Genomic DNA, 25,092 nt, shown 5'->3' on the forward strand with positions numbered 1-25,092 from the left:
TAAATACTTCTGGCGTATGTTCTGTCGGATAGTACGCTAATCGACCAGTTGCAGCTGAGGCTGCTGCTGAGGTGCGACATTCTGAATACGCACATCCATCTGTGGATAGGGCAGGTCAATATGGTTGGCGTCCAGCGCCTCTTTAATGTTTTCCAGCAGATCGTAATAGGTGTTCCAGTACTCGATGTTGGGCACCCATACGCGCACGTAAAAATTCAACGCTGAAGCGCCCAGTTCGCCCAGGCGAACGGTTACCCCACGTTGCTTATCGATACGGCTGTCCTGCTCGATAATGTGATTAATAACTTGCTTAACCTCTGCAATCCGACTCTGATAACCCACGCCAATCACCAGATCGATACGGCGAAAAGGATGACGGGAATAGTTAATGATGTTGTCAGCGATGATCTTACCGTTTGGAATCACCACTTCTTTGCTGTCCGCGGTGAGCAGGGTGGTGGAGAAGATGTGCACCTTTTCTACTGTTCCGGTGACAGCACCAATCTGCACTACTTCCCCTGCGCGAAAAGGCCGCAGGGAAACCAACAGCACGCCAGCGGCAAAGTTGGAAAGCGATCCTTGTAGCGCGAGACCAATAGCCAGTCCGGCGGCGCCGATGACGGCAATAATGGAGGATGTTTCAATGCCGAGGCGACCCAACGCAGCGACGACGAAAAAAGCGAGGGTGATGTAACGTACCAGCGCGGTGAAGAACTGAATGATGGTTCTGTCGACTTTACGTTTAAGCAGTAACTTTTCCAGCCCACGAGAGAGCAGGCGAGCGATAAATTTACCGACAAACAATAAGATCACGGCGGCAACGATATTCCAGCCGAATTGAATGACCGCATCACTGTGCCCGGCGACCCACTCAAGACCGCTTCTTATCTTTGGAAATAATAAAAAACCACTCATGGCATTACCCTGTAGTATTTAAAAATGATAACAATTCAAATAACTATTTAATTTTCATGCGAAATATAAATGCTTGCGTCAGTGATATTTGCTGGTGATATTAATTAGCGTTTATTTGAGCACTTTTTGTCTTTTTATGTCCGCTAAACCGGAACGTAAAAATCAGCGCGAATGGTGCGGCGAAGTGGGATGAAAAGATTGTGCATTTGTGCGAAAAATACGGCCGATTATCTGATAATTAAGCGAGAGAGGGGGGGTAAAGTTTCATCACTCAAATCCCTTACCGGATGGTTAAATGTCAGGCGATTAGCCATCCGGTAAGGAATCTTAATGCTGGGGGTATCACAGGCGCGAGCGATCAATGTACGTCGATTTGTGCAGAAGATGTCTGTTGCGGCTGAGTAGTCTGCTGAGATTCTTTTTTGTCCTGGTGGTGATGCCACGCACCAATGGCGGAGTAGACGAAGCGTCCGAAGAAGAAGAGAAAGCTGATAAGCAGTACGATCCGGATCATGCGACTGTTAAATCGGTGTCGTTTGCGTAGGCTGGTAACCTGGCTCACAAAAGGTTCCTTGTAGTGTACCCAACTGAGGGCGATACTCACATTAAGGCACACTGAGAGGAAATGGTCAATTCTTCCTTATGTAAAATTGCTTCAGTTGTTTTATCTTCTTATGTTATGGAAATTAATATTATTATTTGCATGAATAATGTATTAACGATAAAAAATAATGAAAAGAGTAATAATTGATGAATGAGGGGCATGTTTTTTGATATGTATCAAGCATCACACTTTGCTGACAACTAAAATCGATGAATCATTGTGATGTATTTTACTTTATCGTTTTAAAGTCAGGTGGGATGCCTGTCTGAATACCCCCTACAGGATGTGCGGGATTCTACTGAGCATCTATGAAACTCAATAAAAATTATATTGGTATTAGAGATAGATGGTGGGCATTACCTCTCATCTTACCTTCTTTGTTGTTGCCTATATTGAGCACTGCCACTACCTATGCCCATATTAGTACGGGGACAGTAATTCTTTTCTACCTGCCGTTAGCGCTGATGATTAGCCTGATGCTTTTTTTTGGCTGGGCGGCATTGCCAGGTATTATCATTTCCATTATCTGGTACAAATATCCGCAGGTCGGGTTATTTGAAACACTTTCAATAATTTCGCACTTTATAGTTACAATCGTGCTTAGCTGGGGAGGATATAAAGTATTTTCTCCCCGACGAAACAACGTTTCCCACGGCGACTCTCATCTGTTGTTTCAGCGTATGTTCTGGCAAGTCTTCTGCCCGGCTACGCTGTTTCTGATACTCTTTCAGTTTGCCGCATTTGTGGGTGTTTATGAAAGCAAATCTGGCATGGTGGGCGTTATGCCCTTCAATACAGGCACATTGATCAACTATCAGTCCATACTCGCAGGGAATCTTGTAGGTGTGCCGCTGTGTTATTTCATCATTCGAACAATTCGCAACCCCTTGCATCTGAGAGGCTATTTTTCTCAGTTAAAGCAGCAGTTTGATACCAAAGTGACTAAAACAGAGTTTGCGGTCTGGTTGATTATATTGACTGTGTTAATGGCAATGTTGTGTATGCCACTCAATGAACAAAGCTCAATATTCAGCACGAATTATACATTGTCACTGTTACTTCCCGTCATGCTGTGGGGGGCAATGCGTTACGGTTATAAATTTATTTCGTTGATATGGGCGGTCGTACTTATTACCGCAATTCATTATTATCAGCGCTATATGCCATGGTATTCGGGTTACGATACGCAGCTTGCCATTACCTCATCAAGTTATCTGGTTTTTTCCTTCATCGTGAATTTCATTGCTGTCCTGGCAACGCGTCAACGTTTTGTTACCCGGCGCAACCATCGCCTGGCCTTCTTTGACCCTATGGTGCATATTCCGAATTTGCGCGCTTTGAACCGGGATTTGAAAAACTCGCCATGGTCAGTGCTTTGCTTTTTGGGGGTTCCGGGCATGGAGCTGCTGGTGAAAAATTACGGCATTATGCTGCGTATCCAGTACAAGCAAAAACTGGCTCAGTGGATAACACCGTTGCTTGAACAGGATGAGCATGTCTATCAATTATCGGGTAATGATCTAATCCTGCGTTTTAACACTGAGCTACACCAGGAACGCATTGAAGCACTGGACAGGCATATCAAGCAGTTTCGTTTTGTCTGGGACGGTATGCCTTTGCAACCGCAGGTTGGGATCAGCTTTTGCTATGTCCGTTCTCCTGTTAACCATATCTATTTGTTGCTGGGAGAGTTAAGTACCATTGCCGAATTATCGCTGGCAACCAATTCACCAGAGAATTTGCAGCGGCGTGGTGTGATGCACCTGCAACGTGACCTGAAAGATAAAGTTGCGATGATGAACCGTATTCAGCAGGCGCTGGAGAACAATCGCTTTTTCCTGAAGGCGCAGCCGATTTTTGGTGTGCGTGGAGACGTTTATCACGAAATCCTGCTGCGGCTTGAGGGGGATGACGGTGAAACTATTGCCCCTGATAGCTTCTTGCCGGTAGCCCATGAGTTTGGTTTGTCCTCCCGTATCGATCTGTGGGTGATTGAAAATACGCTGAAATTTATGGCGCAGAATCGGGAAAAAATGCCCGCCCACCGGTTTGCTATCAACTTATCACCCACCTCAGTATGTCGCGCGCGACTTCCTAATGACATCAATCAGTTACTGAATAAGTACAAGGTTGAAGCATGGCAACTTATCTTTGAAGTGACGGAAAGCAATGCCTTGACCAATGCGGAACAGGCACAGGCAACGTTGCTGCAGCTGCAATCACTGGGCTGTCAGATTGCGATTGATGATTTTGGTACTGGATATGCCAGCTATGCGCGGCTGAAAAATGTGAATGCCGATATCCTGAAAATTGACGGTAGCTTTATTCGCAATATTGTTTCGAACAGCCTCGACTACCAAATCGTGGCCTCTATTTGCCATCTGGCGCGGATGAAAAGAATGCTGGTGGTTGCGGAGTACGTCGAAAGCGAGGAAATACGCAGTGCGGTGATTTCGCTGGGGATTGATTACATGCAGGGGTATCTGATTGGTAAGCCACTGCCGTTGAATGAAACTCTGGAAAAGCAGGTGCCAGATGAACTGACACCTGCTGAGATCTTATGCGGCGATATTGGGTGAGCTCTCTTCTTCAATTTTGAGTCGCCAGCCTGTTACGGCTTCCCAGTATTGCTGCTCTTTCTCCAGATCGAGCAGCACCAGCGCATTTTGGCTAAACCAGTCATGCGGGAAGCGTAAGGTCCAGTGGCTGTCGTCGGTTATCAGGGTCAAAGTCGGCGGCGTGGTGGTCGCCTGACGCTGATTATTCAATAGCACGCCCAGGCGCAGCAGCTGAATTAACGGCAGAAACTGTTTCTTCTTAAACAGCGTAAAGCGGGGCAAGTCGTCGAGCTTAATCGCTTTGCGATGATAACGAACTAATGTTGCCATCATCAGCTGTTGTTCCTGATTGAAACCAGGTAGATCGCTGTTTTGTAAGATATACGCAGAGTGGCGATGCAGACCGCTGTGGTTGATGTTCAGCCCAACCTCATGCAGCATTGCTGCCCAACGCAGTAACGCTTCCAGTTGGGGATTGGCCAGCTTTGGCTGCTGCGTATGCCACTGGTCGTACATTTGCATCGTCGTTTCCAGTACGCGCCGGGCCTGTTCGCTGTCAATGTTGTACTGGTTTGCCAGGCTGCTGGCGGTACGGCTACGAACGTCCTGGTGGCGAAAACGGCCTTCCATCTCGTACAGCACGCCTTCACGTAACGCACCATCAGAAAGGCGAAGTTCGCGAATAGCTAACGCGTCAAAAACGCCGCACAGAATCGCGAGTCCGGGTACAAACACTGCTTTTCTTTCTTCTGACAACCCCGGCAAGCTGAGCGCATCAAATGACGCGTGCTTCAGCACTTCAGATGTCAGCTTGTCCAGACGTTCGGGGGTGATAAAACCGTCTTTTTCACCCATCTCCAGCAGCACTTCATGGGCTGCTTTAATGGTGCCCGATGCGCCCAGCGCAACGTTCCAGCCCTGAATGCGAAACTGCCAGGTTAAGGTTTCGAGCTTTTGCGCAGCCGCCATGCGGGCACGCTGGAAGTTTTCACGGCTGATAGCGCCGCCTGGGAAATACATCTGAGCAAAACTGACGCAGCCCATGCGGCGGCTTTCGACCAGTTTAGGCTCGAAATCCTCGCCGATCACTAATTCGGTTGAGCCGCCGCCGATATCGATAACCAGCTTGCGACCTTTTTCCGGCTGGGTGTGTTCCACGCCCATAAAGATCAATCGGGCTTCTTCGTTGCCGGAAATAATCTCAATTGGGTAGGGGATGACTTTTTCCGCTCGCTTGAGAAAATCAGTCGCATTCAGTGCCTGACGCAAAGTATGGGTTCCCACGATGCATACGCTTGATGGAGGAAACCCCTGCAAACGTTCGGCGAACAGTGATAAACAGCTTAGCCCGCGCTCCATGGCCTCTTCGCTCAGCTTGTTATCTTCGCCGAGGCCATCCGCCAGATGTACGCGTTGTTTCAGTCGCCCAATAATTTGCATTGCGCCATCGACCACACGGGCAATGACCATATGGAAACTGTTTGAACCAAGGTCGACCGCAGCAAATTCCTGCGGTCGTGGAGTCTTGTCGTGTATTGGCATATCTTTAGTCAGGTTGCTCGAGTGATTTGATGTAATCGTAAATCGCCAATTGTGACTGAACCTTACGGCGGTTTCCGCGCGGTACGTAGCGATTACTCAGTTCTTTATCAATAAAGCGGGCTTTCACCGTGTCGCTGAACAGGATATCGATAATATCCAGCACGCGTTGCTTAAGGCGCGGGTCAAGAAGCGGTGTGGCAACTTCGATACGATAGTCGATGTTTCTTGTCATCCAGTCAGCGGAGGAGAGATACACCTGCTTGTCACCCCCGTTCTCGAAGATATAGACCCGGTCATGTTCAAGATAGCGATCAACGATGCTGATAACGCGAATATTGTCGCTGATACCTTCCAGATTCGGGATGAGCGAGCACATTCCGCGAATCAACAAATTGACCGGCACGCCTGAACTTGAGGCCGCATAGAGGCGGTCAACCAGACCTTTATCGACCAGGTTATTCAGTTTTAGCGTAATGCCGGAAGGCAGTCCTTGCTGCGCGTTGGCGATTTCTTTGTCGATCATTGCGTACAGCAGACGGCGTGAGTTCTGCGGGGAAACCAGCAGATAATCGAACGTCACCGGGCGATACGGATTCTCGATGAAGTTAAACACCCGACGCACTTCGTTGGTAATGCGCGAATCTGCGGTCAGCAATGAGTAGTCGGTATACAGGCGTGCCGTTTTTTCGTTGAAGTTCCCCGTCCCGATATGCGCATAGCGCACGACTTCATCACCTTCTTTACGCGAGATAAGGAACAGTTTGGCGTGAATTTTCAGGCCTGGCGCGGAGAAGATGACGTGAACGCCTGCTTCGGTTAGACGCTTGGCCCAATGGATGTTGGCTTCTTCATCGAAGCGGGCCTGCAATTCCACCACCACGGTGACTTTCTTACCGTTGTGCGCGGCATGGATCATTGAATCAATAATGCGTGAATCTTTTGCCACACGGTAGATGTTGATCTTTATAGCCAGCACGCTCGGGTCGAAAGAGGCCTGGCGCAGCAGTTCAAGAACGTGCTCAAAGGTGTGATAGGGGTAATACAGCAGCACGTCGCGTTCACGAACGGCGTCAAAGCCGTTACGAAACTTCTCGTTGTCGAACCAGATATGGCGCAGACGCGGCAGCGGTTTGTTCACCAGGTTAGCTTTGCCAACGTTAGGGAAGTTAATAAAGTCTTTGAAGTTATGATAACGCCCGCCGGGAACAATCGAGTCGTAGCGAGAAATTGTCAGTTTTTCACGCAGTACTTCGACCAGCGCATTGGGCATGTCTCGCTGATAGACAAAACGTACAGGTTCTGCGGTCAGACGCTGTTTCAGGCTGGATGACATCAGCTCCATCAGGCTCGATTCCATCTCATGCACCAAATCGTATTCGGCGTCACGGGTCATTTTCATCGAATAGGCGTTCAGTGCGTCGTAGTCAAAGAACCCTTTGAAAATGTCGTCAAGGCAGTAACGTAAGATGTTGTCCAGCAGGATCATCGGTTTGCGACGGCGCGGGGTTTCCGGCGGCAGATTCACAAAACGGGGAACCTTGTCGGAAGGGATTTCCAGCAGCGCGTAGCGTATCGTATCACCACGGATAATTTCTACCGCCAGATAGGTGTAGTCATCTTTTAAAAACTGGACTAAATCCGTCTCGCGGTTAATCAGGATCGGCGTGATGTGCTGGCGAAGATATTGCTTGAAGTAATGACGCAACCAGCTTTGCTGATTGACCGACAACTGGCGTTCGTTGATTAAGAAAATCTGATTGCGCGCCATTTCCAACAGCAACTCGTTGTACAGGCCGTCAAATTCCTGATCGGCTTTTAATACGCGGGCCTGGATTTTGCCTAACAAATGGCGGGAGTGAGAGTTTGAACCCTGTTCTTCGCTAATAATGATTCGGCGCTTCAGTTCGGCAAAACGAACCTTATAAAACTCGTCGAGATTATTGGAATAGATGCCTAAGAAACGCATCCGTTCGATCAACGGGTTTGACTTATCAGCAGCTTCCTGGAGTACACGTTCGTTGAACGCTAACCAGCTGAGTTCTTTCTCGATGTATAGCTTTTCCTGACCCATTACCACTTTTACTCCGTTTCATTCACGGGACACTACCGATTTATTATGGCGAGCATTGCTCTCAGATGTCCAACTGTGCCAGAAAAATATGACAATAAACCGTCTGATAGCAAAGAGAAAGGGGGAGCGTAGATGAATACCGGTAGTATTAACCGGAAAAGGTAGTTATGCCTGTAGACCGGATGGTGAGATCCGGCTTACAGGTTGAATTTTATTATTCGTCGGCGGCGTAGCCTTGTGGCGGCAGACGAACGCCGTCCAGCCATGCAGCGTTATCACGCATCTTCAGGCGACCATCGGTAAACCAGCTTACCACCAGTGGGTAAATGGTATGCTCCTGAGCCTGGACTCGTGCCGTGACATCATCTTCGCTGTCGCCTTCAAATACCGGAACCTTGGCCTGGAGAATAACCGGTCCGCCGTCCAGTTCATCGGTGACGAAGTGGACGGAGGTGCCATGTTCTTCATCGCCGTTTTCCAGAACCTGACGGTGCGTGTGCAGGCCGGGATATTTCGGCAATAAAGACGGGTGGATATTCAGCAATCGTTCAGCATAGTGAGCGACAAACGCCGGGCTGAGGATGCGCATATAACCGGCCAGCACCACGACATCGGGTGCATAGGCGTCAATCTCTTGAATCAGTTGGCGGTCGAATGCTTCGCGACTGGCAAACTGGGCGGCTTCCAGCGAGTGCGCCGGAATATTCGCTTCGCGTGCGCGTTCAAGGCCGAACGCATCGGCCTTGTTACTGAATACTGCACGTATGGTGCCATTGATTTTTTTCTGTTCGCAGGCGTCGATTATCGCCTGCAAATTGCTTCCGTTGCCGGAAATGAGCACCACAATGTTTTTCATTCAATGACCACACGCTGTTCGGAATCAGATGCTTTGATGATACCGATTTTCCAGGCGTTTTCACCTTTCTCATTGAGCAAAGCAAGGGCTTTGTCCACTTCCGGAGCTGGCAGGACGATAACCATACCTACACCGCAGTTAAAGGTGCGATACATCTCATGCTGGCTGACGTTACCCGCCGTTTGCAGCCAGTTGAAGACGGCTGGCCACTGCCATGAAGATTCGTCGATCACTGCCTGCGTGTTGTCCGGCAGAACGCGCGGAATATTTTCCCAGAAGCCGCCGCCGGTCAGGTGGGCAATGGCGTGCACATCAACCTTCTCGATCAGTTCCAGAATGGATTTCACGTAAATGCGGGTAGGGGCCAGTAAGTGATCGGCCAGCGGCTTGCCTTCAAGCTCGGTGGTTTCTGGGTCACAACCGCTGACTTCTACAATTTTACGCACCAGAGAGTAACCGTTGGAGTGCGGGCCGCTGGAGCCGAGCGCAATCAGTACGTCACCGTCAGCCACTTTTGAACCGTCGATAATCTCTGATTTTTCGACGACGCCAACGCAGAAACCTGCCACGTCGTAATCTTCGCCGTGGTACATCCCCGGCATTTCAGCTGTTTCCCCACCGACCAGCGCGCAGCCAGACTGCAGGCAGCCTTCGGCAATCCCGTTAATGACGCTGGCTGCGGTGTCCACATCCAGTTTGCCGGTCGCATAGTAGTCGAGGAAGAACAGCGGCTCAGCGCCCTGAACCACGAGGTCGTTGACGCACATTGCGACGAGGTCAATGCCGATAGTGTCGTGGCGTTTCAGATCCATCGCCAGACGCAGTTTTGTACCAACGCCATCAGTGCCGGAAACCAGTACCGGTTCACGATATTTTTGCGGCAATGCGCACAGCGCACCGAAGCCACCCAGACCACCCATAACTTCCGGACGACGCGTTTTCTTTACTACGCCTTTGATTCGATCAACCAGAGCATTACCTGCATCAATATCAACACCGGCATCTTTGTAGCTAAGAGAGGTTTTATCGGTCACTGCCTGCTTCCCCACATGTTTACTTGCAGTAAAAGTTAAATTCGGCGCAATTCTAACAGGGAAAGCAAACGTTTGCGAGCCTGCTCTGCATCAAGTTTTATCTGCTGGTTTTTTCAGCATTTTACAATCATTTATCTATTTGTTTGAGCTGCGCCACGAAAATGAAACCGGGTACAGTCTTGTGCTTGAATCCTGTTAGCCGAATGCACAGTATCTTACTGAAACCGGTTTCTGTTTTCTGTTGCGGACCTCATCAACAGCGTTTTGCGCAGAGTCATCACGATAGGGGAAGGGTATGTCAGGATTTAAAGCAGAATTCATGTGGGGTGGTGCTGTCGCGGCTCATCAACTGGAAGGTGGCTGGCAGGAGGGCGGAAAAGGCGTCAGCGTTGCTGATGTCATGACCGCGGGAGCGCATGGTGTGGCGCGTGAAATTACCGACGGTGTGATTGCCGATAAAAATTACCCTAACCACGAGGCCATCGATTTTTATCATCGCTATAAAGACGACATAAAGCTGTTTGCCGAAATGGGGTTTAAATGCTTTCGCACCTCTATTGCCTGGACACGTATTTTCCCCTTAGGCGATGAAGAACAACCCAATGAGGCTGGCCTACAGTTCTATGATGACCTGTTTGACGAATGCCTGAAATATGGCATTGAGCCGGTGATTACGCTGTCGCATTTTGAGATGCCCTACCATCTGGTGATGGAGTACGGCGGCTGGCGCAACCGCAAGCTTATCGATTTCTTTGTCCGTTTTGCCAGGGTGGTATTCACTCGTTACCAGCACAAAGTGAAGTACTGGATGACGTTTAATGAGATTAACAACCAGGCAAATTATCACGAAGATTTCGCGCCCTTTACTAACTCAGGTCTGAAATACCAGCCCGGCGAAGACCGCGAGCCGGTCATGTACCAGGCGGCGCACTATGAGCTGGTGGCAAGCGCGCTGGCGGTAAAGGTCGCGCGTGAGATTAACCCGGAATTACAGATAGGGTGCATGATTGCCATGTGTCCTATCTATCCGCTGACCTGCGCGCCAGACGATATGATGATGGCGATGAATGCCATGCACCGGCGTTACTGGTTTACCGACGTCCATGTGCGCGGCAAATACCCGCAGCATCTTCTCAACTACTTTGCCCGTCGTGGCTTTGAACTGGATATCACCGAGGAAGACCGTCAGGCGCTGACCGAGGGCTGCGTTGATTACATCGGCTTTAGCTATTATATGTCTTTCGCAACCCAGGCTACGGCGGACAACCCGCAACTGGATTACGATGAGTCGAAAAGCCTGGTTTCCAATCCGTACGTGCAGAAATCGGACTGGGGCTGGCAGATTGATCCGGTTGGCCTGCGTTATTCACTGAACTGGTTATGGGATCATTATCAGCTGCCACTATTTATTGTGGAGAATGGATTTGGCGCCATCGACGTGCGCGAGGACGATGGTACAGTTAACGACCAGTATCGTATCGACTACCTTGCCGCCCACATACGTGAGATGAAAAAAGCGGTGGTGGAAGATGGCGTGGATCTGATGGGATATACCCCGTGGGGCTGCATTGATTTAGTCTCGGCCGGGACGGGAGAGATGAAAAAACGCTACGGGTTTATCTATGTCGATAAAAATAATGATGGTAGCGGGACATTAACGCGCTCACCTAAAAAATCTTTTTCATGGTATCAAAACGTTATCCAGACCAATGCTGAATATCTTTAAAATTCATAGCATTGACAGCTAGTCCCGCCATCAGTGCGGGGCTTGTTTTATACTCATCATTCAGACGCAAATGACTTTGGTTGATCCATATCAAGCGTATGCAGTGTTGCGCCAGAGAGGAAAAGCGGTATAATCCGGCGATTTTTTTTGTGGTTGCCATTCGTCTGAGGAAAGGAGAAGAGTATGAAGATCGTGGAAGTCAAACACCCACTCGTCAAACACAAGCTGGGACTGATGCGTGAAAACGACATCAGCACTAAACGCTTTCGTGAACTCGCCTCGGAAGTTGGCAGCCTGCTGACTTATGAAGCAACCGCTGGTCTGGAAACCGAAAAGGTGACCATTGAAGGCTGGAACGGTCCAGTTGAAGTTGACCAAATCAAAGGCAAAAAAATCACCGTTGTGCCTATCCTGCGTGCGGGCCTGGGCATGATGGAAGGCGTTCTGGAAAACGTTCCGAGCGCGCGTATCAGCGTTGTTGGTATGTACCGTAACGAAGAGACGCTGGAGCCGGTTCCGTATTTCCAGAAGCTGGTTTCTAACATCGATGAGCGTATGGCGCTGATCGTTGACCCAATGCTGGCAACCGGCGGCTCTGTTATCGCCACTATCGATCTGCTGAAAAATGCAGGCTGCACCAGCATTAAAGTGCTGGTCCTGGTTGCGGCACCGGAAGGTATCGCGGCACTGGAAAAAGCGCACCCGGATGTGGAGCTGTACACCGCCTCCATCGATCAGGGACTGAACGAGCACGGATACATTATTCCGGGGCTCGGCGATGCCGGCGATAAGATTTTTGGTACTAAGTAAACGAATAAGTGAAAAGAAGCCGACTTTAAGAGTCGGCTTTTTTTTGAATAAAACAACCCAATGGCTAATAACAAACAACACTCAGAGGAAAACACTATGACGCGCCGTGCTATCGGGGTGAGTGAAAGACCGCCGCTTTTACAGACAATCCCGCTTAGTTTGCAGCACCTGTTCGCCATGTTTGGCGCAACGGTGCTGGTGCCAGTCCTGTTCCACATCAACCCAGCTACCGTTCTGCTGTTTAACGGCATTGGTACGTTGCTGTATCTCTTTATTTGTAAGGGTAAAATTCCCGCATATCTGGGTTCCAGCTTTGCCTTTATTTCCCCGGTACTGCTGCTGCTGCCGTTAGGGTATGAAGTGGCGCTGGGCGGTTTCATTATGTGTGGCGTCCTGTTCTGCCTGGTTTCTTTCATTGTTAAGAAGGCAGGAACCGGCTGGCTGGATGTCATGTTCCCGCCTGCGGCGATGGGCGCAATCGTTGCCGTCATCGGTCTGGAGCTGGCTGGCGTTGCTGCGGGTATGGCGGGGTTACTGCCTGCTGAGGGGCAATTACCGGATTCAAAAACCATCATCATTTCTATGGTAACGCTGGCGGTAACGGTCTTTGGTTCCGTATTGTTCCGCGGTTTTATGGCGATTATCCCGATTCTGATCGGGGTGCTGGCCGGTTATGCGCTCTCCTTCGTGATGGGCGTTGTGGACACTACGCCGATTGCGCAGGCCCACTGGTTCGCGCTGCCGACGTTTTACACGCCGCGTTTTGAATGGGTTGCCATTCTGACCATCCTGCCAGCAGCGCTGGTGGTCATCGCTGAACACGTCGGGCACCTGGTGGTAACGGCAAATATCGTGAAAAAAGATTTGATTCGCGATCCTGGCCTGCATCGTTCTATGTTTGCCAACGGTCTGTCTACGGTAATCTCTGGTTTCTTCGGCTCTACGCCGAACACCACGTACGGCGAAAACATCGGCGTAATGGCGATCACCCGCGTTTACAGTACCTGGGTTATCGGCGGTGCGGCAATTTTCGCCATTCTGCTCTCCTGCGTGGGTAAACTGGCTGCAGCGATCCAAATCATTCCACTGCCGGTTATGGGCGGCGTATCGCTGCTGCTGTACGGTGTGATTGGTGCTTCTGGTATTCGCGTACTGATCGAGTCGAAGGTTGACTATAACAAGGCGCAGAACCTGATCCTGACCTCGGTTATTTTGATCATCGGCGTAAGTGGCGCGAAAGTTCACATCGGTGCCGCAGAGCTGAAAGGCATGGCGCTGGCGACCATCGTTGGTGTCTGTCTGAGCCTGATTTTCAAAGTTATCAGCCTGCTGCGTCCGGAAGAAGTCGTGCTTGACGCGAAAGATGCAGACAGTCCGCAACAGTAAATCTCTGACCGGGCGGCAACGCTGCCCGGTTCTATCGCGACGTATTTCTGTGTTAAACTCAACGCGATTTTATGAAATCCTGGGTTGAGGTATCTCTGAACACACCGGCACAGCTCTCTTTGCCACTTTATCTTCCTGACGACGAAACTTTCGCAAGTTTCTGGCCGGGGGATAACTCCTCTTTACTGGCTGCACTGCAAAACGTGCTGCGTCAGGAACATAGCGGGTATATTTATCTCTGGTCGCGTGAAGGCGCTGGCCGTAGTCATTTGCTGCATGCAGCCTGTGCGGAACTCTCCGCGCGCGGCGATGCGGTAGGCTACGTGCCGCTCGACAAACGCACCTGGTTCGTCCCCGAGGTGCTCGACGGGATGGAGCATTTATCGCTGGTATGCATCGATAACATCGAATGTGTGGCTGGTGATTCGCTGTGGGAAATGGCGATCTTTGATCTCTACAACCGTATCCTGGAATCGGGGAAAACGCGTCTGCTGATCACCGGCGATCGCCCGCCAAGACAGCTGAATCTGGGGTTGCCGGATCTCGCCTCGCGCCTGGACTGGGGACAAATCTACAAGCTGCAGCCGCTTTCCGATGAAGATAAGCTGCAGGCGTTGCAATTACGCGCCAGACTTCGTGGATTTGAACTGCCGGAAGATGTGGGACGCTTTCTGCTTAAGCGTCTGGATCGGGAAATGCGTACGCTGTTTATGACGCTGGATCAGCTTGATCTTGCTTCGATCACCGCCCAACGTAAGCTGACCATTCCGTTCGTAAAAGAAATTCTGAAGCTGTAAGCGCCGCAGCCGGGAAGACTGCGGCAGGTTGCAGGTTAACCGACGATTTCCAGTACCTGCTCAGGCGGGCGTCCAATTCGAGCCTGACCTTTGGCAACCACAATCGGGCGCTCCATCAGTTTCGGGTTTTCCACCATTGCCTGAATCAGCGCGTCTTCACTCAGATTTTTGTCCGCCAGGTTAAGCGATTTATAAAGATCCTCTTTCTGGCGCATCAGTTCACGCGCGCTGGACATGCCGAGCATCTGCAGCAGTTCACGCAGGGTTGCTGCGTCAGCCGGCGCTTCCAGATACAACACCACTTCCGGGTCCACGCCGTTGGACTTCAGTAATTCCAGCGTTTCACGGCTCTTGGAGCAACGTGGGTTATGGTAGATTTTAATCGCGTCTGACATGACTTCTCCTTGCATAACAATACTGCCGGATGGCGGCCAAAAGACCTTATCCGGCCTACATATTGCGTCTGACGTAGGCCGGATAAGACGCTACAGCGTCGCCATCCGGCAAAGGTTCGATAATTACATCTTCGTATACGGTTTAAAGCGTTCTTGCAGCTGGCGTAGCTGGTCAATACGGGCATCGTATCTGGCCTGCTGCTGGCTACCCAGTTTTACCTGAGAACTTGCGCTGCTGAGCATCGAAATAGCCTGATCCAGACGTCCCGCGAGGGCATACCCCTCCGCGCGCGCCGCCAGCTCCTGATCGCGGTTGCTCAGGTTGGCTTCCGTTTGCGCTAACAGATCCCAGCCGTTAGGGTCATCTTTATGGTTAAACGTATAGCGATTCAGGATGGTCGCCGCCTCTTTGGCTTGTCCACCCTGTAAATAGGCATTCGCCAGGTTGAGCTGCAGAACCGGGTTAGTGCGCAGGTCGCGGGCGTTTTTCAGGCGGTTAATGGCATCACTGGTTTTCTTCTGGCCGAGATCGATATCCGTTGCCAGGTCGAGATACCAGGCATTGTTAGGATCTGCCGCCAGCAGCGGTTGCAGCGCTTTACGCGCCTCGTCATATTTACTGGCTTCCATCGCCTGCAATGCCCGGCCATACTGCGCCGCACGTTGCTCACGTACGTTGCCTTTCGACCAGTTACTCAGCAGGTCATCGGTTAACTGGTTACGACCAGAGTTGTACATGCCCAAGGTTCGTGCCTTAGCCAGATAAAAATATTCTGACGACTGGACGACCACCGGGCGCATCTGGTTGGCGCGGTTACGGGCATCAGACAGACGGCTTTCCGGCAGGGGGTGAGTCAGCAAAATTTCCGGCGGACGCGAAGAGTAACGAGCCTGGTCGAGTAGTTTTTCCAGGAACGTTGGCATGGCCTGGGGATCGAATCCCGAGCGTTGCAGTACCTGAATACCGATGCGGTCTGCTTCCTGTTCGTTTTGCTGCGTAAAGCTGATCATTCCCTGACGTGTACCCGCCAGCGTACCGGTCAGCGCCGCCATACCCGCCTGCGGGCTGGCCATTGCTAATAAAATTGAACCTAACGCACCAACCCACGTTAGTGGCGCGCTGCGTTTCTGATCTTCCATGGCACGCGCCAGGTGACGCTGCGTAACGTGGGAAATTTCGTGCGCCATAACCGATGCCAGCTGGCTTTCGTTGTCGGAATAGCGAAATAGTGCAGAGTGCAGGACAACGTTGCCGCCAAAGAAAGCAAAGGCGTTGATTTCATCGTTGTTAATCAAAAAGAAGGTGAAGGGCGTTTTTACCGAGTCGGCGTGCGAGACCAGACGCATCCCCAGCGCATTAATGTATTGGGTGAGCAATGGATCGTTAATTAATGGCGCACTGCCGCGCAGTTGGCGTACGTAATAATCGCCCATCTGCATTTCCTGTCCTATGGAAAGCGTACTGCCTGCCGACGTTCCCATATCAGGCAGGGTGTCCGCAGTATCAGCAAATGCGGGCGCAACCTGACCGATAGTCAGTGCGGCAATGAGGGTAGCAACCAGGTTTTTTTTCAACTGCCTGAACATAACCTCTGTCCTGTATTCTTTTTTGAGATAGCCATTTGACCGATGCTGTGAAGTATCGTTCACACTCCGCAAGCTTACGGAGTGTAACTGCGAAACCTGACGATGAACACCCAGGAAAAATGTCTTTTCACTTTGCGTAATCAGCCATAAAAAGCGAAGTCTTTTTTGTGACATTTCGATACAATTCGGGATCGCAATCCCGCTATTGGGTTCATGGAAGGGTTTTATGCTCGAAATGTTGATGCAATGGTATCGTCGCCGCTTTAGCGACCCCGAAGCCATCGCCCTGCTGATTATTCTTGTTGCCGGTTTTGGCATCCTGTTTTTCTTTAGCGGCCTTTTGGCGCCGCTGCTGGTCGCCATTGTGCTGGCGTACCTGCTTGAATGGCCGACAGTGCGGCTGGAACATATTGGTTGTTCACGACGTTGGGCGACATCGATTGTGCTGGTGGTGTTTGTCGGTATTTTACTACTGATGGCCTTTGTGGTGATGCCCGTTGCGTGGCAGCAGGGAATTTACCTGATCCGCGACATGCCCGGCATGCTCAATAAATTGTCTGATTTTGCCGCCACCTTGCCACGACGTTACCCGGCGCTGATGGATGCAGGCATCATTGATGCGATGGCGGAAAATATGCGCTCGCGAATGCTCACCATGGGCGATTCGGTGGTGAAATATTCGTTAGCCTCACTGGTTGGATTGCTGACCCTGGCGGTCTATCTTGTTCTTGTCCCATTGATGGTGTTCTTCCTGATCAAAGATAAAGGACAGATGCTGAACGCTGTGCGCCGGGTGCTGCCGCGTAACCGCGGGCTGGCGGGGCAGGTATGGAAAGAGATGAATCAGCAAATCACCAACTATATCCGCGGAAAGGTGCTGGAAATGGTGGTGGTCGGCGTAGCGACCTGGCTCGGCTTCCTGCTGTTTGGTCTCAACTATTCGCTGCTGCTGGCGGTGCTGGTCGGGTTCTCTGTGCTGATCCCGTATATCGGCGCTTTTGTGGTGACGATTCCGGTGGTTGGCGTGGCGCTGTTCCAGTTTGGCCTTGGCACTGAGTTCTGGAGCTGTTTTGCCGTATACCTGATAATCCAGGCGCTGGACGGCAATTTGCTGGTTCCCGTGCTGTTCTCCGAGGCGGTCAATCTGCATCCACTGGTCATTATTCTCTCCGTGGTGATTTTCGGCGGTTTGTGGGGATTCTGGGGCGTATTCTTTGCGATTCCTCTGGCGACGTTAATCAAAGCGGTAATGCATGCCTGGCCGGATGGTCAGGTCGTTGACGAACCCTAATCTGCAAGATCCGGCGATATCATGTCGCCGGATATGAACTTGTCTGACCTCTATCCACTCTTTCTGAATAATCTCCTCTGGTGTCGTTTTTCTCCGCGTTTGTCTTTAACTTGACCATCGTGATGTCTTTTAGTCACACAAGGATTAAGGCCAACAGGAGAACAAAATGGATCACAGCACACACGCAGCAAAAGGTGGGATGGGGCGGTTATCTCGCTTTTTTTATTACGATTATTCTTTTTTCCGGCATGTTTGCGAAAAGTACCGAATGGTGGCGGGTCTTTGACTTCACCGTCCTCAACGGTGCGTTTGGGCAGATTAATGCTGCGGGCGGCACGGCGGTCTCTTTTCGTGGCACAGGGGGGATGGGGGCCAAAGACGGTTTCTTATTCGCGCTTGAGCTGGCACCTTCCGTCATTCTTTCGCTTGGGATTATTTCTGTCACCGAAGGGTTGGGTGGGTTGCGCGCGGCACAACAGCTGATGACGCCGGTCCTGCGTCCGTTACTGGGCATTCCGGGTATTTGTTCGCTGGCGTTGATTGCGAATTTGCAAAATACCGATGCCGCGGCCGGGATGACCAAAGAAATGGAGGAAGAGGGCATTATCACAGAGCAGGAACGCGCTATTTTTGCCTGCTGGCAAACCAGCGGCAGCGCGTGCATTACCAACTATTTTTCTTCTGGCGCAGCGCTGTTTACGATGGTGACCGTTCCGGTGATTACGCCGCTGGCGGTGATCCTTGTCTTCAAATTTGTGGGCGCGAACCTGTTGCGTGTATGGATCGCGCAGCTGGAAAATCGCCGTATGCAGCAGGAGGCGTGAGATGACAACACAGGTACGTAAAAACGTCATGGATATGTTTATCGATGGCGCACGGCGCGGGTTTACCATTGCAACAACCAGTCTGTTGCCTAACGTGGTGATGGCGTTTGTGATTATTCAGGCGCTGAAGGTGACAGGGCTGCTCGAGGTTGTCGGGCGGGTATGCGAGCCGGTAATGGCGCTGTGGGGGCTGCCGGGGGAATCTGCCACTGTGCTGCTGGCAGCGGTGATGAGTATGGGAGGCGGCGTCGGCGTGTGCGCCAGCCTGGTTGTCGCCGGTACGCTTTCGGGACATGATGCCACGGTGTTGTTACCGGCTATCTACCTGATGGGAAATCCGGTGCAAAATGTGGGCCGTTGTCTGGGGACCGCGGGGGTTCATCCTCGTTATTACCCGCTAATTATTGCGGTATGCGTCATTAATGCGCTGCTCTCTATTTGGGTTATGCAGGTTATTGCCTGACAAGGAAGGTTATGAACTGTTCAATTCTTGATTTGACGTTGTTCCAGCAGGGACACGTGTATGCGCCGGAAGATTTAGGGCGACAGGATATACTGGTCTCCGGCAGCAAAATTGTTGCCATCGCCCCGTCAATTTCTCCTGAAGACTTTCCCGGTTGCGAGTGTATCAATCTTGACGGCGCGATTGTATGCCCAGGATTTATCGATCAACACGTCCATCTTATTGGCGGTGGTGGGGAGGCGGGGCCGCATACCCGCACCCCGGAAGTGCGCTTGTCACGGCTGGTTGAAGCTGGCGTCACGTCGGTGGTGGGTTTGCTGGGTACCGATGGCATTACCCGTCACCCGGAATCGCTGCTGGCAAAAACCCGCGCGCTGGAGTTTGAAGGCATCAGCGCATGGATGCTGACCGGGGCGTATTCTCTGCCTTCCCCGACGATCACCGGCAGTATCGATCGCGATGTGGCGCTGATTGATAAAGTTATTGGTGTGAAATGTGCGGTTTCGGACCATCGTTCTTCAGCCCCGGATACCTCGGCGCTGGCAAATATGGCGGCGCAGTCGCGTGTCGGCGGATTGTTAGGGCGCAAACCGGGGATCAGCGTTTTCCATATGGGCGACAGCCCGCGCTTGCTGGAACCGTTGTACCAGATCCTTGACTGTTGCGATGTGCCGATTACTAAACTGTTGCCAACACACGTTAACCGTGCGGAACCGTTGTTCCAGGCGGCGCTGGAGTATGCCCGTAAAGGCGGTTATATCGACATTACCAGCAGCATTGATGAGCCCGTCGACCCGGCCACGGCTATCGCCACGGCGCTACGCCAGAACGTGCCGCTGTCGCGCATTACCCTTAGCTCGGATGGCAACGGCAGCCAGCCGGAATTTGATGAGCTTGGCAATCTCACCGGCATCGGTGTCGCGGGGTTTGAATCACTGGCCGAGACGGTGCGCCAGTTGGTGAAGATTCATGCCATACCGCTGGAACAGGCGCTGTGTCCGCTGACGCGTACGGTCGCAGAATTTTTGGCACTGGAGCATAAAGGGCGTCTGGCGGTGGGATGCGATGCGGACATTCTGGTGCTCAACGACGCGCTGGAAGTTCATCACTTGTGGGCGAAGGGAAAAGCCGTGGTGAAAGAGCAGAAAGCGTGCGTGAAAGGGACGTTTGAGTAACCGGGCGGTCATCTGCCGGATGGCGACGCTAACGTCTTATCCGGCATACGTGCGTGCATTTGTAGGCCGGATAAGGCGTTCACACCGCCATCCGGCATTTCACGGTCAGGCGTTCTCTTTCAGCCAGTTCATTACCACGTCGTGGTGGTTGCTGGTTTTGAAGTCATCAAACACATGCTCAATTTTCCCTTCGGCATCAATCAGGAAGCTGATGCGGTGGATGCCATCGTAGGTTTTGCCCATAAATGACTTCTCACCCCAGACGCCGAACTGCTCGCAAACCTGATGATCTTCATCGGACAGGAGCGTGAAATTCAGGACTTCTTTCTCCGCGAATCGGGAAAGCTTCTCTGGTTTGTCAGTGCTGATCCCCAGCACTTCAACACCCGCTTTTTTTAACTCATCCATGTTATCGCGCAGGCCGCAGGCCTGTACGGTACAGCCGGGTGTCATGGCTTTCGGGTAAAAATAAACCAGAACACGCTGTCCCTGGAAGTCGGTTAAATTTACTTGTTCTCCGTCTTGATCCGGCAAGCTAAATTTCGGTGCGATATCACCGGCTTTCAGTGGGTTCATTACTTAACTCCATCCTGTTCATCATGCTGTGAGTAATTGACGACGTTAATACTGCCTTGCGCATTGAGTTCTGTACAGAGTGCTTTAAACGCATCTTCAATATTTGCCGAATCATGTGACGCAGGACTATGTGCGGTAATTTGAATAAACAACTGCGCCGCCTTTCCATTCTCAGCCGGTTGCGTGCGTGAAACCAGTTCCGCAATATTCATTTGGTGGCTGTCAAACAGAGCGGTGAAGCGTTCAATCAAATGGGGAGAATCAGGGACATCGACCTGCACCCATACCGTAGCAGGCATTGCCGGACGGGGGCGCGCGGTCGTGCGCTTCATCACAATGAGTAAATCCAGCTCTGCGCCTTTTAATGGCAGGGTTGATTCAATCAGGGTGATGGCATTCCAGGTTCCCGACAGCAACATGATAAACGTGAACTCATCACCCAGCATGGCCAGTCGGCTGTCTTCGATATTACAGCCGCAACTGCTGACATGACGCGTGATGGTGTTCACAATTCCTGGGCGATCGGCACCCAGCGCAGTAATGACCAGATAGTGTTGCGATGACGATGTCAAACCTGTTCTTCCTTTGAGCGGTGAGGTAATCATAAGGAAAGCATAAAAAAAACATGCATACAACAATCAGAACGGCTCTGGTCGCTTGCTTTTATTGTCGTACCAAACGTACCATTGAGACACTTGTTTGCACAGAGGATGGCCCATGTTCACGGGAAGTATTGTCGCGCTTGTTACGCCGATGGATGAGAAAGGTAAAGTCTGCCGGTCGAGCCTGAAAAAACTGATTGATTATCATGTCGCCAGCGGCACCTCGGCGATCGTTTCTGTTGGCACCACCGGTGAGTCCGCCACCCTGAGTCATGATGAACATGGCGATGTGGTGATGATGACGCTGGAACTGGCTGACGGGCGTATTCCGGTGATTGCCGGAACCGGCGCCAATGCGACCGCGGAAGCCATTAGTCTGACGCAGCGTTTCAACGACAGCGGTGTTGTCGGCTGCCTGACGGTGACGCCTTACTACAACCGCCCGACCCAGGAAGGTTTGTTCCAGCATTTCAAAGCCATCGCTGAACATACTGACCTGCCGCAAATTCTGTATAATGTGCCGTCCCGTACTGGCTGCGATATGCTGCCGGAAACCGTTGGTCGCCTGGCGAAAGTTAAAAATATTATCGCTATTAAAGAGGCCACGGGGAACTTAAGTCGCGTTCACCAGATCAAAGAGCTGGTTTCGGACGACTTTATTCTGCTCAGCGGTGATGACGCGACCGGACTGGATTTTATGCAGCTCGGTGGTCATGGCGTGATTTCCGTAACGTCTAACGTTGCGGCACGTGATATGGCTGAAATGTGCAAACTGGCGGCAGCCGGGCAATTTGCCGAGGCGCGGGTGATTAACCAACGTCTGATGCCGTTACACAACAAACTATTTGTCGAACCCAACCCTATTCCCGTGAAATGGGCGTGTAAGGAGTTGGGACTTGTGGCGACCGATACGCTACGTCTGCCGATGACGCCAATCACGGACAATGCTCGTGAAATCGTCAAAGCGGCGCTTAAGCATGCCGGTTTGCTGTAAAGTTTAGGGAGATTTGATGGCTTACTCAGTACAAAAGTCGCGCCTGGCCAAGGTTGCGGGTGTTTCGCTTGTTATGTTGCTCGCGGCCTGTAGCTCTGACTCGCGCTATAAGCGCCAGGTGAGCGGTGATGAATCCTATCTGGAGGCCGCACCGCTTGCTGAGCTTCATGCTCCAGCTGGGATGATTTTGCCGGTTATGTCGGGCGACTATAATATCCCGGTAACCAACGGCAGTGGTGCCGTGGGTAAAGCGCTGGATATTCGTCCACCGGCTCAGCCGTTAGCATTAGTCACCGGTGCTCGCACACAGATCGCGGGTGATACGTCGACATTACTGGTGGAAAACGGTCGTGGCAACACACTGTGGCCGCAGGTCGTTAGCGTCATTCAGTCTAAAAACTACACGATCACCAAACGTGATGATGCCAGCCAGACGTTGACCACCGACTGGGTTGACTGGAACCGTCTGGATGAAGACGAGCAGTACCGTGGACGTTATCAAATCTCGGTTAAACCGCAGGGCTATCAGCAAGCGGTAACGGTGAAACTGGTTAACCTCGAGCAAGCGGGTAAACCCGTAGCCGATGCGGCATCAATGCAGCGCTACAGCGCTGAAATGATGAACGTTATCTCTGCTGGTCTGGATAAGAACGCCACAGACGCCGCGAATGCCGCGCAGAACCGCTCTGCAGCCACCATGGATGTTCAGAGCGCCGCCGATGACACCGGTTTACCAATGCTGGTGGTACGCGGGCCGTTCAACGTGGTGTGGCAGCGTCTGCCGGCAGCGCTTGAGAAAGTGGGGATGAAGGTAACCGACAGCACCCGTTCTCAGGGCAGCATCGCGGTGACCTACAAACCACTGTCCGATAGCAACTGGCAGGAGTTGGGTGCAAGCGACCCGGGTCTGGTATCCGGCGACTATAAACTGCAGGTCGGTGATTTAGACAACCGCAGTAGCTTGCAGTTTATCGATCCGAAGGGGCATACCCTGACGCAAAGCCAGAACGACGCGCTGGTCGCCGTCTTCCAGGCAGCGTTCAGTAAGTAAAAATAAAGGGCTGGATAACTCCAGCCCTTTTTTTCTGATATGATACGCAAACGTGTGCGTCGGCAGAAAAACGCAATATTTATCGTTAATTCACACCCAGGAGTAATAAAGATGCAAAAGCAAGCTGAGTTGTATCGTGGTAAAGCGAAGACCGTATACAGCACGGAAAACCCGGACCTGTTGGTGCTCGAATTCCGCAATGATACGTCAGCAGGGGATGGCGCGCGCATTGAACAGTTTGACCGTAAAGGCATGGTGAACAACAAATTCAACCATTTCATTATGACTAAACTGCAAGAAGCGGGTATTCCTACCCAGATGGAGCGACTGCTTTCTGATACCGAATGTCTGGTGAAAAAACTGGAGATGGTACCGGTTGAATGTGTGGTACGTAACCGCGCGGCAGGCTCTCTGGTTAAGCGTTTAGGCGTTGAGGAAGGTATTGAACTGAATCCGCCGCTGTTTGATCTGTTCCTGAAAAACGATGCTATGCACGATCCAATGATTAACGATTCCTATTGCGAAACTTTTGGTTGGGTGAGCAAAGAGAATCTGGCACGTATGAAAGAGCTGACCTACAAAGCTAACGACGTGCTGAAAAAGATATTTGATGATGCTGGTCTGATTCTGGTCGACTTCAAACTTGAGTTTGGTTTGTATAAAGGTGAAGTGGTCCTGGGTGATGAATTCTCACCGGACGGTAGCCGCCTGTGGGACAAAGAAACGCTGGATAAAATGGACAAAGATCGCTTCCGCCAGAGTCTGGGCGGCCTGATCGAAGCCTATGAAGCCGTCGCGCATCGCCTGGGTGTGAAGTTAGACTAATCATCCCCTGAGCCGGCGATCGCTCTCCGGCTCATTAACCCCACCTGATTTGATTACTATTTCTTATGGTAATCCTGTTCCGAACCGCCTACGATCATCATCATAATGAATAAAAAGTTGAGGTGATTATGCGCTGGCAAGGGCGTCGTGAAAGTGACAACGTGGAAGACAGACGAAACAGCTCTGGCGGCGGCCCCTCTATGGGTGGGCCTGGTTTTCGTCTGCCCAGTGGTAAAGGCGGCATCATTCTGCTGATTGTGGTGCTGGTGGCGGGTTATTATGGCGTGGATCTCACCGGGCTAATGACTGGCCAGCCGGTCTCCCAACAGCAATCATCACGCTCCATCAGCCCAAACGATGATGAAGCGGCAAAATTTACCTCGGTGATTCTGGCTACCACAGAAGATACCTGGGGACAGCAGTTTGAAAAAATGGGCCGCACCTACCAACAGCCGAAGCTGGTGATGTACCGGGGCGCGACGCGTACCGGCTGCGGCGCGGGTCAGTCCGTGATGGGGCCATTTTATTGCCCGGCAGATGGTACGGTTTACATCGACCTTTCATTCTATGACGACATGAAAAACAAGCTGGGCGCTGATGGTGATTTTGCTCAGGGCTATGTTATCGCCCATGAAGTGGGTCACCACGTGCAGAAACTGCTGGGCATTGAACCTAAAGTTCGTCAGATGCAGCAGAATGCCTCACAGGCAGAAGTGAACCGTCTTTCCGTTCGAATGGAACTGCAGGCAGACTGCTTTGCCGGTGTCTGGGGCCACAGCATGCAGCAGCAGGGCGTACTGGAGTCTGGTGACCTGGAAGAGGCACTGAACGCCGCACAGGCCATTGGTGACGATCGTCTGCAACAGCAGGGACAAGGACGCGTCGTGCCGGACAGCTTTACTCACGGAACCTCTGAACAGCGTTTTACCTGGTTCAAACGCGGTTTTGATAGCGGCGATCCGGGGCAATGTAATACCTTTGGTAAAGGTATTTAAGATACTGAGGCAGGG

At 51.5% G+C, this 25,092-nt stretch carries 23 protein-coding genes; 13 read left to right on the forward strand and 10 right to left on the reverse strand.

The window, feature by feature from the left end; translation table 11 throughout:
* Window positions 1-36: 36 nt before the first annotated feature.
* Window positions 37-915, reverse strand: coding sequence for a small-conductance mechanosensitive channel MscS (gene mscS, locus OGX94_RS12280; RefSeq protein ID WP_257661761.1), 879 nt, complete (start codon window positions 913-915; stop codon window positions 37-39).
* A gap of 358 nt (window positions 916-1,273) precedes the next feature.
* Entirely contained in the window at window positions 1,274-1,477 is a 204-nt protein-coding gene (locus OGX94_RS12285) for a YfgG family protein (protein ID WP_071692595.1), read from the reverse strand.
* A 350-nt stretch (window positions 1,478-1,827) separates the two neighbouring features.
* Between OGX94_RS12285 and OGX94_RS12290 the strand changes: the two genes are divergently transcribed.
* The gene (locus OGX94_RS12290; RefSeq protein WP_003835123.1) at window positions 1,828-4,098 is read left to right on the forward strand and encodes a bifunctional diguanylate cyclase/phosphodiesterase; all 2,271 of its coding nucleotides are present in this window, start codon (window positions 1,828-1,830) and stop codon (window positions 4,096-4,098) included.
* Here the strand turns inward: OGX94_RS12290 and ppx are convergent.
* The 4 genes from ppx to purM form a co-directional block, all read right to left on the reverse strand.
* On the reverse strand, window positions 4,078-5,619 hold the full coding sequence (ppx, locus tag OGX94_RS12295) for an exopolyphosphatase (protein ID WP_286569327.1): 1,542 nt from the start codon (window positions 5,617-5,619) through the stop codon (window positions 4,078-4,080). The two genes, OGX94_RS12290 and ppx, sit on opposite strands and share 21 nt — an antisense overlap.
* 4 nt (window positions 5,620-5,623) lie before the next feature.
* Window positions 5,624-7,690: a polyphosphate kinase 1 gene (gene ppk1 / locus OGX94_RS12300; RefSeq protein WP_032944192.1), complete on the reverse strand. Its 2,067-nt coding sequence runs from the start codon at window positions 7,688-7,690 to the stop codon at window positions 5,624-5,626.
* 214 nt (window positions 7,691-7,904) lie between these two features.
* Window positions 7,905-8,546, reverse strand: a complete 642-nt coding sequence (gene purN / locus OGX94_RS12305) for a phosphoribosylglycinamide formyltransferase (protein WP_003835118.1) — start codon at window positions 8,544-8,546, stop codon at window positions 7,905-7,907.
* On the reverse strand, window positions 8,543-9,580 hold the full coding sequence (gene purM, locus OGX94_RS12310; protein ID WP_003835116.1) for a phosphoribosylformylglycinamidine cyclo-ligase: 1,038 nt from the start codon (window positions 9,578-9,580) through the stop codon (window positions 8,543-8,545). Before purM ends, purN begins: the two co-directional genes overlap by 4 nt.
* A 295-nt stretch (window positions 9,581-9,875) precedes the next feature.
* Here purM and OGX94_RS12315 point away from each other — a divergent pair, with 295 nt between their 5' ends.
* From OGX94_RS12315 to OGX94_RS12330, 4 genes are all read left to right on the forward strand, one after another.
* On the forward strand, window positions 9,876-11,306 hold the full coding sequence (locus OGX94_RS12315) for a 6-phospho-beta-glucosidase (protein ID WP_257661763.1): 1,431 nt from the start codon (window positions 9,876-9,878) through the stop codon (window positions 11,304-11,306).
* Between the two features lie 183 nt (window positions 11,307-11,489).
* Entirely contained in the window at window positions 11,490-12,116 is a 627-nt protein-coding gene (gene upp / locus OGX94_RS12320; RefSeq protein ID WP_003835110.1) for a uracil phosphoribosyltransferase, read from the forward strand.
* 96 nt (window positions 12,117-12,212) lie between these two features.
* On the forward strand, window positions 12,213-13,502 hold the full coding sequence (gene uraA / locus OGX94_RS12325) for a uracil permease (protein ID WP_003835107.1): 1,290 nt from the start codon (window positions 12,213-12,215) through the stop codon (window positions 13,500-13,502).
* 95 nt (window positions 13,503-13,597) lie between these two features.
* Entirely contained in the window at window positions 13,598-14,299 is a 702-nt protein-coding gene (locus OGX94_RS12330; protein WP_257661984.1) for a DnaA inactivator Hda, read from the forward strand.
* 35 nt (window positions 14,300-14,334) lie between these two features.
* Here the strand turns inward: OGX94_RS12330 and arsC are convergent, their stop codons facing one another.
* Together arsC and bepA are read right to left on the reverse strand one after the other, a co-directional pair.
* Window positions 14,335-14,694 carry an arsenate reductase (glutaredoxin) gene (arsC, locus tag OGX94_RS12335; protein ID WP_125112684.1) on the reverse strand — a complete coding sequence of 120 codons (360 nt, stop codon included), beginning with the start codon at window positions 14,692-14,694 and terminating at the stop codon, window positions 14,335-14,337.
* A gap of 123 nt (window positions 14,695-14,817) precedes the next feature.
* Window positions 14,818-16,281 carry a beta-barrel assembly-enhancing protease gene (gene bepA, locus OGX94_RS12340; protein ID WP_286569331.1) on the reverse strand — a complete coding sequence of 488 codons (1,464 nt, stop codon included), beginning with the start codon at window positions 16,279-16,281 and terminating at the stop codon, window positions 14,818-14,820.
* Between the two features lie 226 nt (window positions 16,282-16,507).
* Here bepA and OGX94_RS12345 point away from each other — a divergent pair, with 226 nt between their 5' ends.
* The 4 genes from OGX94_RS12345 to iadA all read left to right on the forward strand — a co-directional run bounded on the left by OGX94_RS12345 (window position 16,508) and on the right by iadA (window position 20,034).
* Window positions 16,508-17,572 (forward strand): AI-2E family transporter, encoded by a 1,065-nt coding sequence (locus OGX94_RS12345; RefSeq protein WP_003037941.1) that lies wholly within the window; start codon window positions 16,508-16,510, stop codon window positions 17,570-17,572.
* A 122-nt stretch (window positions 17,573-17,694) separates the two neighbouring features.
* Window positions 17,695-18,396, forward strand: coding sequence for a nucleoside recognition domain-containing protein (locus tag OGX94_RS12350; RefSeq protein WP_286569333.1), 702 nt, complete (start codon window positions 17,695-17,697; stop codon window positions 18,394-18,396).
* 1 nt (window position 18,397) lies between these two features.
* The gene (locus tag OGX94_RS12355) at window positions 18,398-18,859 is read left to right on the forward strand and encodes a YjiG family protein (RefSeq protein ID WP_003835099.1); all 462 of its coding nucleotides are present in this window, start codon (window positions 18,398-18,400) and stop codon (window positions 18,857-18,859) included.
* A gap of 11 nt (window positions 18,860-18,870) precedes the next feature.
* Window positions 18,871-20,034, forward strand: a complete 1,164-nt coding sequence (iadA, locus tag OGX94_RS12360; protein WP_193134302.1) for a beta-aspartyl-peptidase — start codon at window positions 18,871-18,873, stop codon at window positions 20,032-20,034.
* A gap of 105 nt (window positions 20,035-20,139) precedes the next feature.
* Here the strand turns inward: iadA and bcp are convergent, their stop codons facing one another.
* On the reverse strand, window positions 20,140-20,610 hold the full coding sequence (gene bcp, locus OGX94_RS12365; RefSeq protein WP_003835095.1) for a thioredoxin-dependent thiol peroxidase: 471 nt from the start codon (window positions 20,608-20,610) through the stop codon (window positions 20,140-20,142).
* Window positions 20,610-21,182, reverse strand: coding sequence for a glycine cleavage system transcriptional repressor (locus OGX94_RS12370; protein WP_003037954.1), 573 nt, complete (start codon window positions 21,180-21,182; stop codon window positions 20,610-20,612). The genes bcp and OGX94_RS12370 overlap by 1 nt, the downstream gene beginning before the upstream one ends.
* A gap of 145 nt (window positions 21,183-21,327) precedes the next feature.
* On the opposite strand from OGX94_RS12370, the gene dapA reads away from it, so the two are divergent.
* From dapA to ypfJ, 4 genes are all read left to right on the forward strand, one after another.
* Window positions 21,328-22,206 carry a 4-hydroxy-tetrahydrodipicolinate synthase gene (gene dapA, locus OGX94_RS12375; RefSeq protein ID WP_003037957.1) on the forward strand — a complete coding sequence of 293 codons (879 nt, stop codon included), beginning with the start codon at window positions 21,328-21,330 and terminating at the stop codon, window positions 22,204-22,206.
* A gap of 16 nt (window positions 22,207-22,222) precedes the next feature.
* A complete protein-coding gene (gene bamC / locus OGX94_RS12380; RefSeq protein ID WP_003835088.1) occupies window positions 22,223-23,257 on the forward strand; it encodes an outer membrane protein assembly factor BamC in 1,035 nt (344 codons plus the stop codon).
* Window positions 23,258-23,368: 111 nt separating this feature from the next.
* Window positions 23,369-24,082: a phosphoribosylaminoimidazolesuccinocarboxamide synthase gene (gene purC, locus OGX94_RS12385; RefSeq protein ID WP_286569336.1), complete on the forward strand. Its 714-nt coding sequence runs from the start codon at window positions 23,369-23,371 to the stop codon at window positions 24,080-24,082.
* A gap of 128 nt (window positions 24,083-24,210) precedes the next feature.
* Window positions 24,211-25,077 (forward strand): KPN_02809 family neutral zinc metallopeptidase, encoded by an 867-nt coding sequence (gene ypfJ, locus OGX94_RS12390; protein ID WP_003037967.1) that lies wholly within the window; start codon window positions 24,211-24,213, stop codon window positions 25,075-25,077.
* The last annotated feature ends 15 nt before the right edge of the window (window positions 25,078-25,092 follow it).

This window comes from Citrobacter sp. Cpo037 (assembly GCF_030332945.1).
GTDB classification, from domain to species: Bacteria; Pseudomonadota; Gammaproteobacteria; order Enterobacterales; family Enterobacteriaceae; genus Citrobacter; species Citrobacter portucalensis.

Excerpts from the sequence above, each read along its gene's own strand:
- ypfJ (WP_003037967.1), top strand. The coding sequence starts at position 24,211 with ATGCGCTGGCAAGGGCGTCGTGAAAGTGACAACGTGGAAGACAGACGA.
- upp (WP_003835110.1), top strand. The coding sequence starts at position 11,490 with ATGAAGATCGTGGAAGTCAAACACCCACTCGTCAAACACAAGCTGGGA.
- OGX94_RS12350 (WP_286569333.1), top strand. The coding sequence starts at position 17,695 with ATGTCTTTTAGTCACACAAGGATTAAGGCCAACAGGAGAACAAAATGG.
- dapA (WP_003037957.1), top strand. The coding sequence starts at position 21,328 with ATGTTCACGGGAAGTATTGTCGCGCTTGTTACGCCGATGGATGAGAAA.
- OGX94_RS12290 (WP_003835123.1), top strand. The coding sequence starts at position 1,828 with ATGAAACTCAATAAAAATTATATTGGTATTAGAGATAGATGGTGGGCA.
- uraA (WP_003835107.1), top strand. The coding sequence starts at position 12,213 with ATGACGCGCCGTGCTATCGGGGTGAGTGAAAGACCGCCGCTTTTACAG.
- OGX94_RS12315 (WP_257661763.1), top strand. The coding sequence starts at position 9,876 with ATGTCAGGATTTAAAGCAGAATTCATGTGGGGTGGTGCTGTCGCGGCT.
- bamC (WP_003835088.1), top strand. The coding sequence starts at position 22,223 with ATGGCTTACTCAGTACAAAAGTCGCGCCTGGCCAAGGTTGCGGGTGTT.
- iadA (WP_193134302.1), top strand. The coding sequence starts at position 18,871 with ATGAACTGTTCAATTCTTGATTTGACGTTGTTCCAGCAGGGACACGTG.
- ppx (WP_286569327.1), bottom strand. The coding sequence starts at position 5,619 with ATGCCAATACACGACAAGACTCCACGACCGCAGGAATTTGCTGCGGTC.
- bepA (WP_286569331.1), bottom strand. The coding sequence starts at position 16,281 with ATGTTCAGGCAGTTGAAAAAAAACCTGGTTGCTACCCTCATTGCCGCA.
- OGX94_RS12355 (WP_003835099.1), top strand. The coding sequence starts at position 18,398 with ATGACAACACAGGTACGTAAAAACGTCATGGATATGTTTATCGATGGC.
- mscS (WP_257661761.1), bottom strand. The coding sequence starts at position 915 with ATGAGTGGTTTTTTATTATTTCCAAAGATAAGAAGCGGTCTTGAGTGG.
- bcp (WP_003835095.1), bottom strand. The coding sequence starts at position 20,610 with ATGAACCCACTGAAAGCCGGTGATATCGCACCGAAATTTAGCTTGCCG.
- OGX94_RS12345 (WP_003037941.1), top strand. The coding sequence starts at position 16,508 with ATGCTCGAAATGTTGATGCAATGGTATCGTCGCCGCTTTAGCGACCCC.
- purN (WP_003835118.1), bottom strand. The coding sequence starts at position 8,546 with ATGAAAAACATTGTGGTGCTCATTTCCGGCAACGGAAGCAATTTGCAG.
- arsC (WP_125112684.1), bottom strand. The coding sequence starts at position 14,694 with ATGTCAGACGCGATTAAAATCTACCATAACCCACGTTGCTCCAAGAGC.
- purC (WP_286569336.1), top strand. The coding sequence starts at position 23,369 with ATGCAAAAGCAAGCTGAGTTGTATCGTGGTAAAGCGAAGACCGTATAC.
- ppk1 (WP_032944192.1), bottom strand. The coding sequence starts at position 7,690 with ATGGGTCAGGAAAAGCTATACATCGAGAAAGAACTCAGCTGGTTAGCG.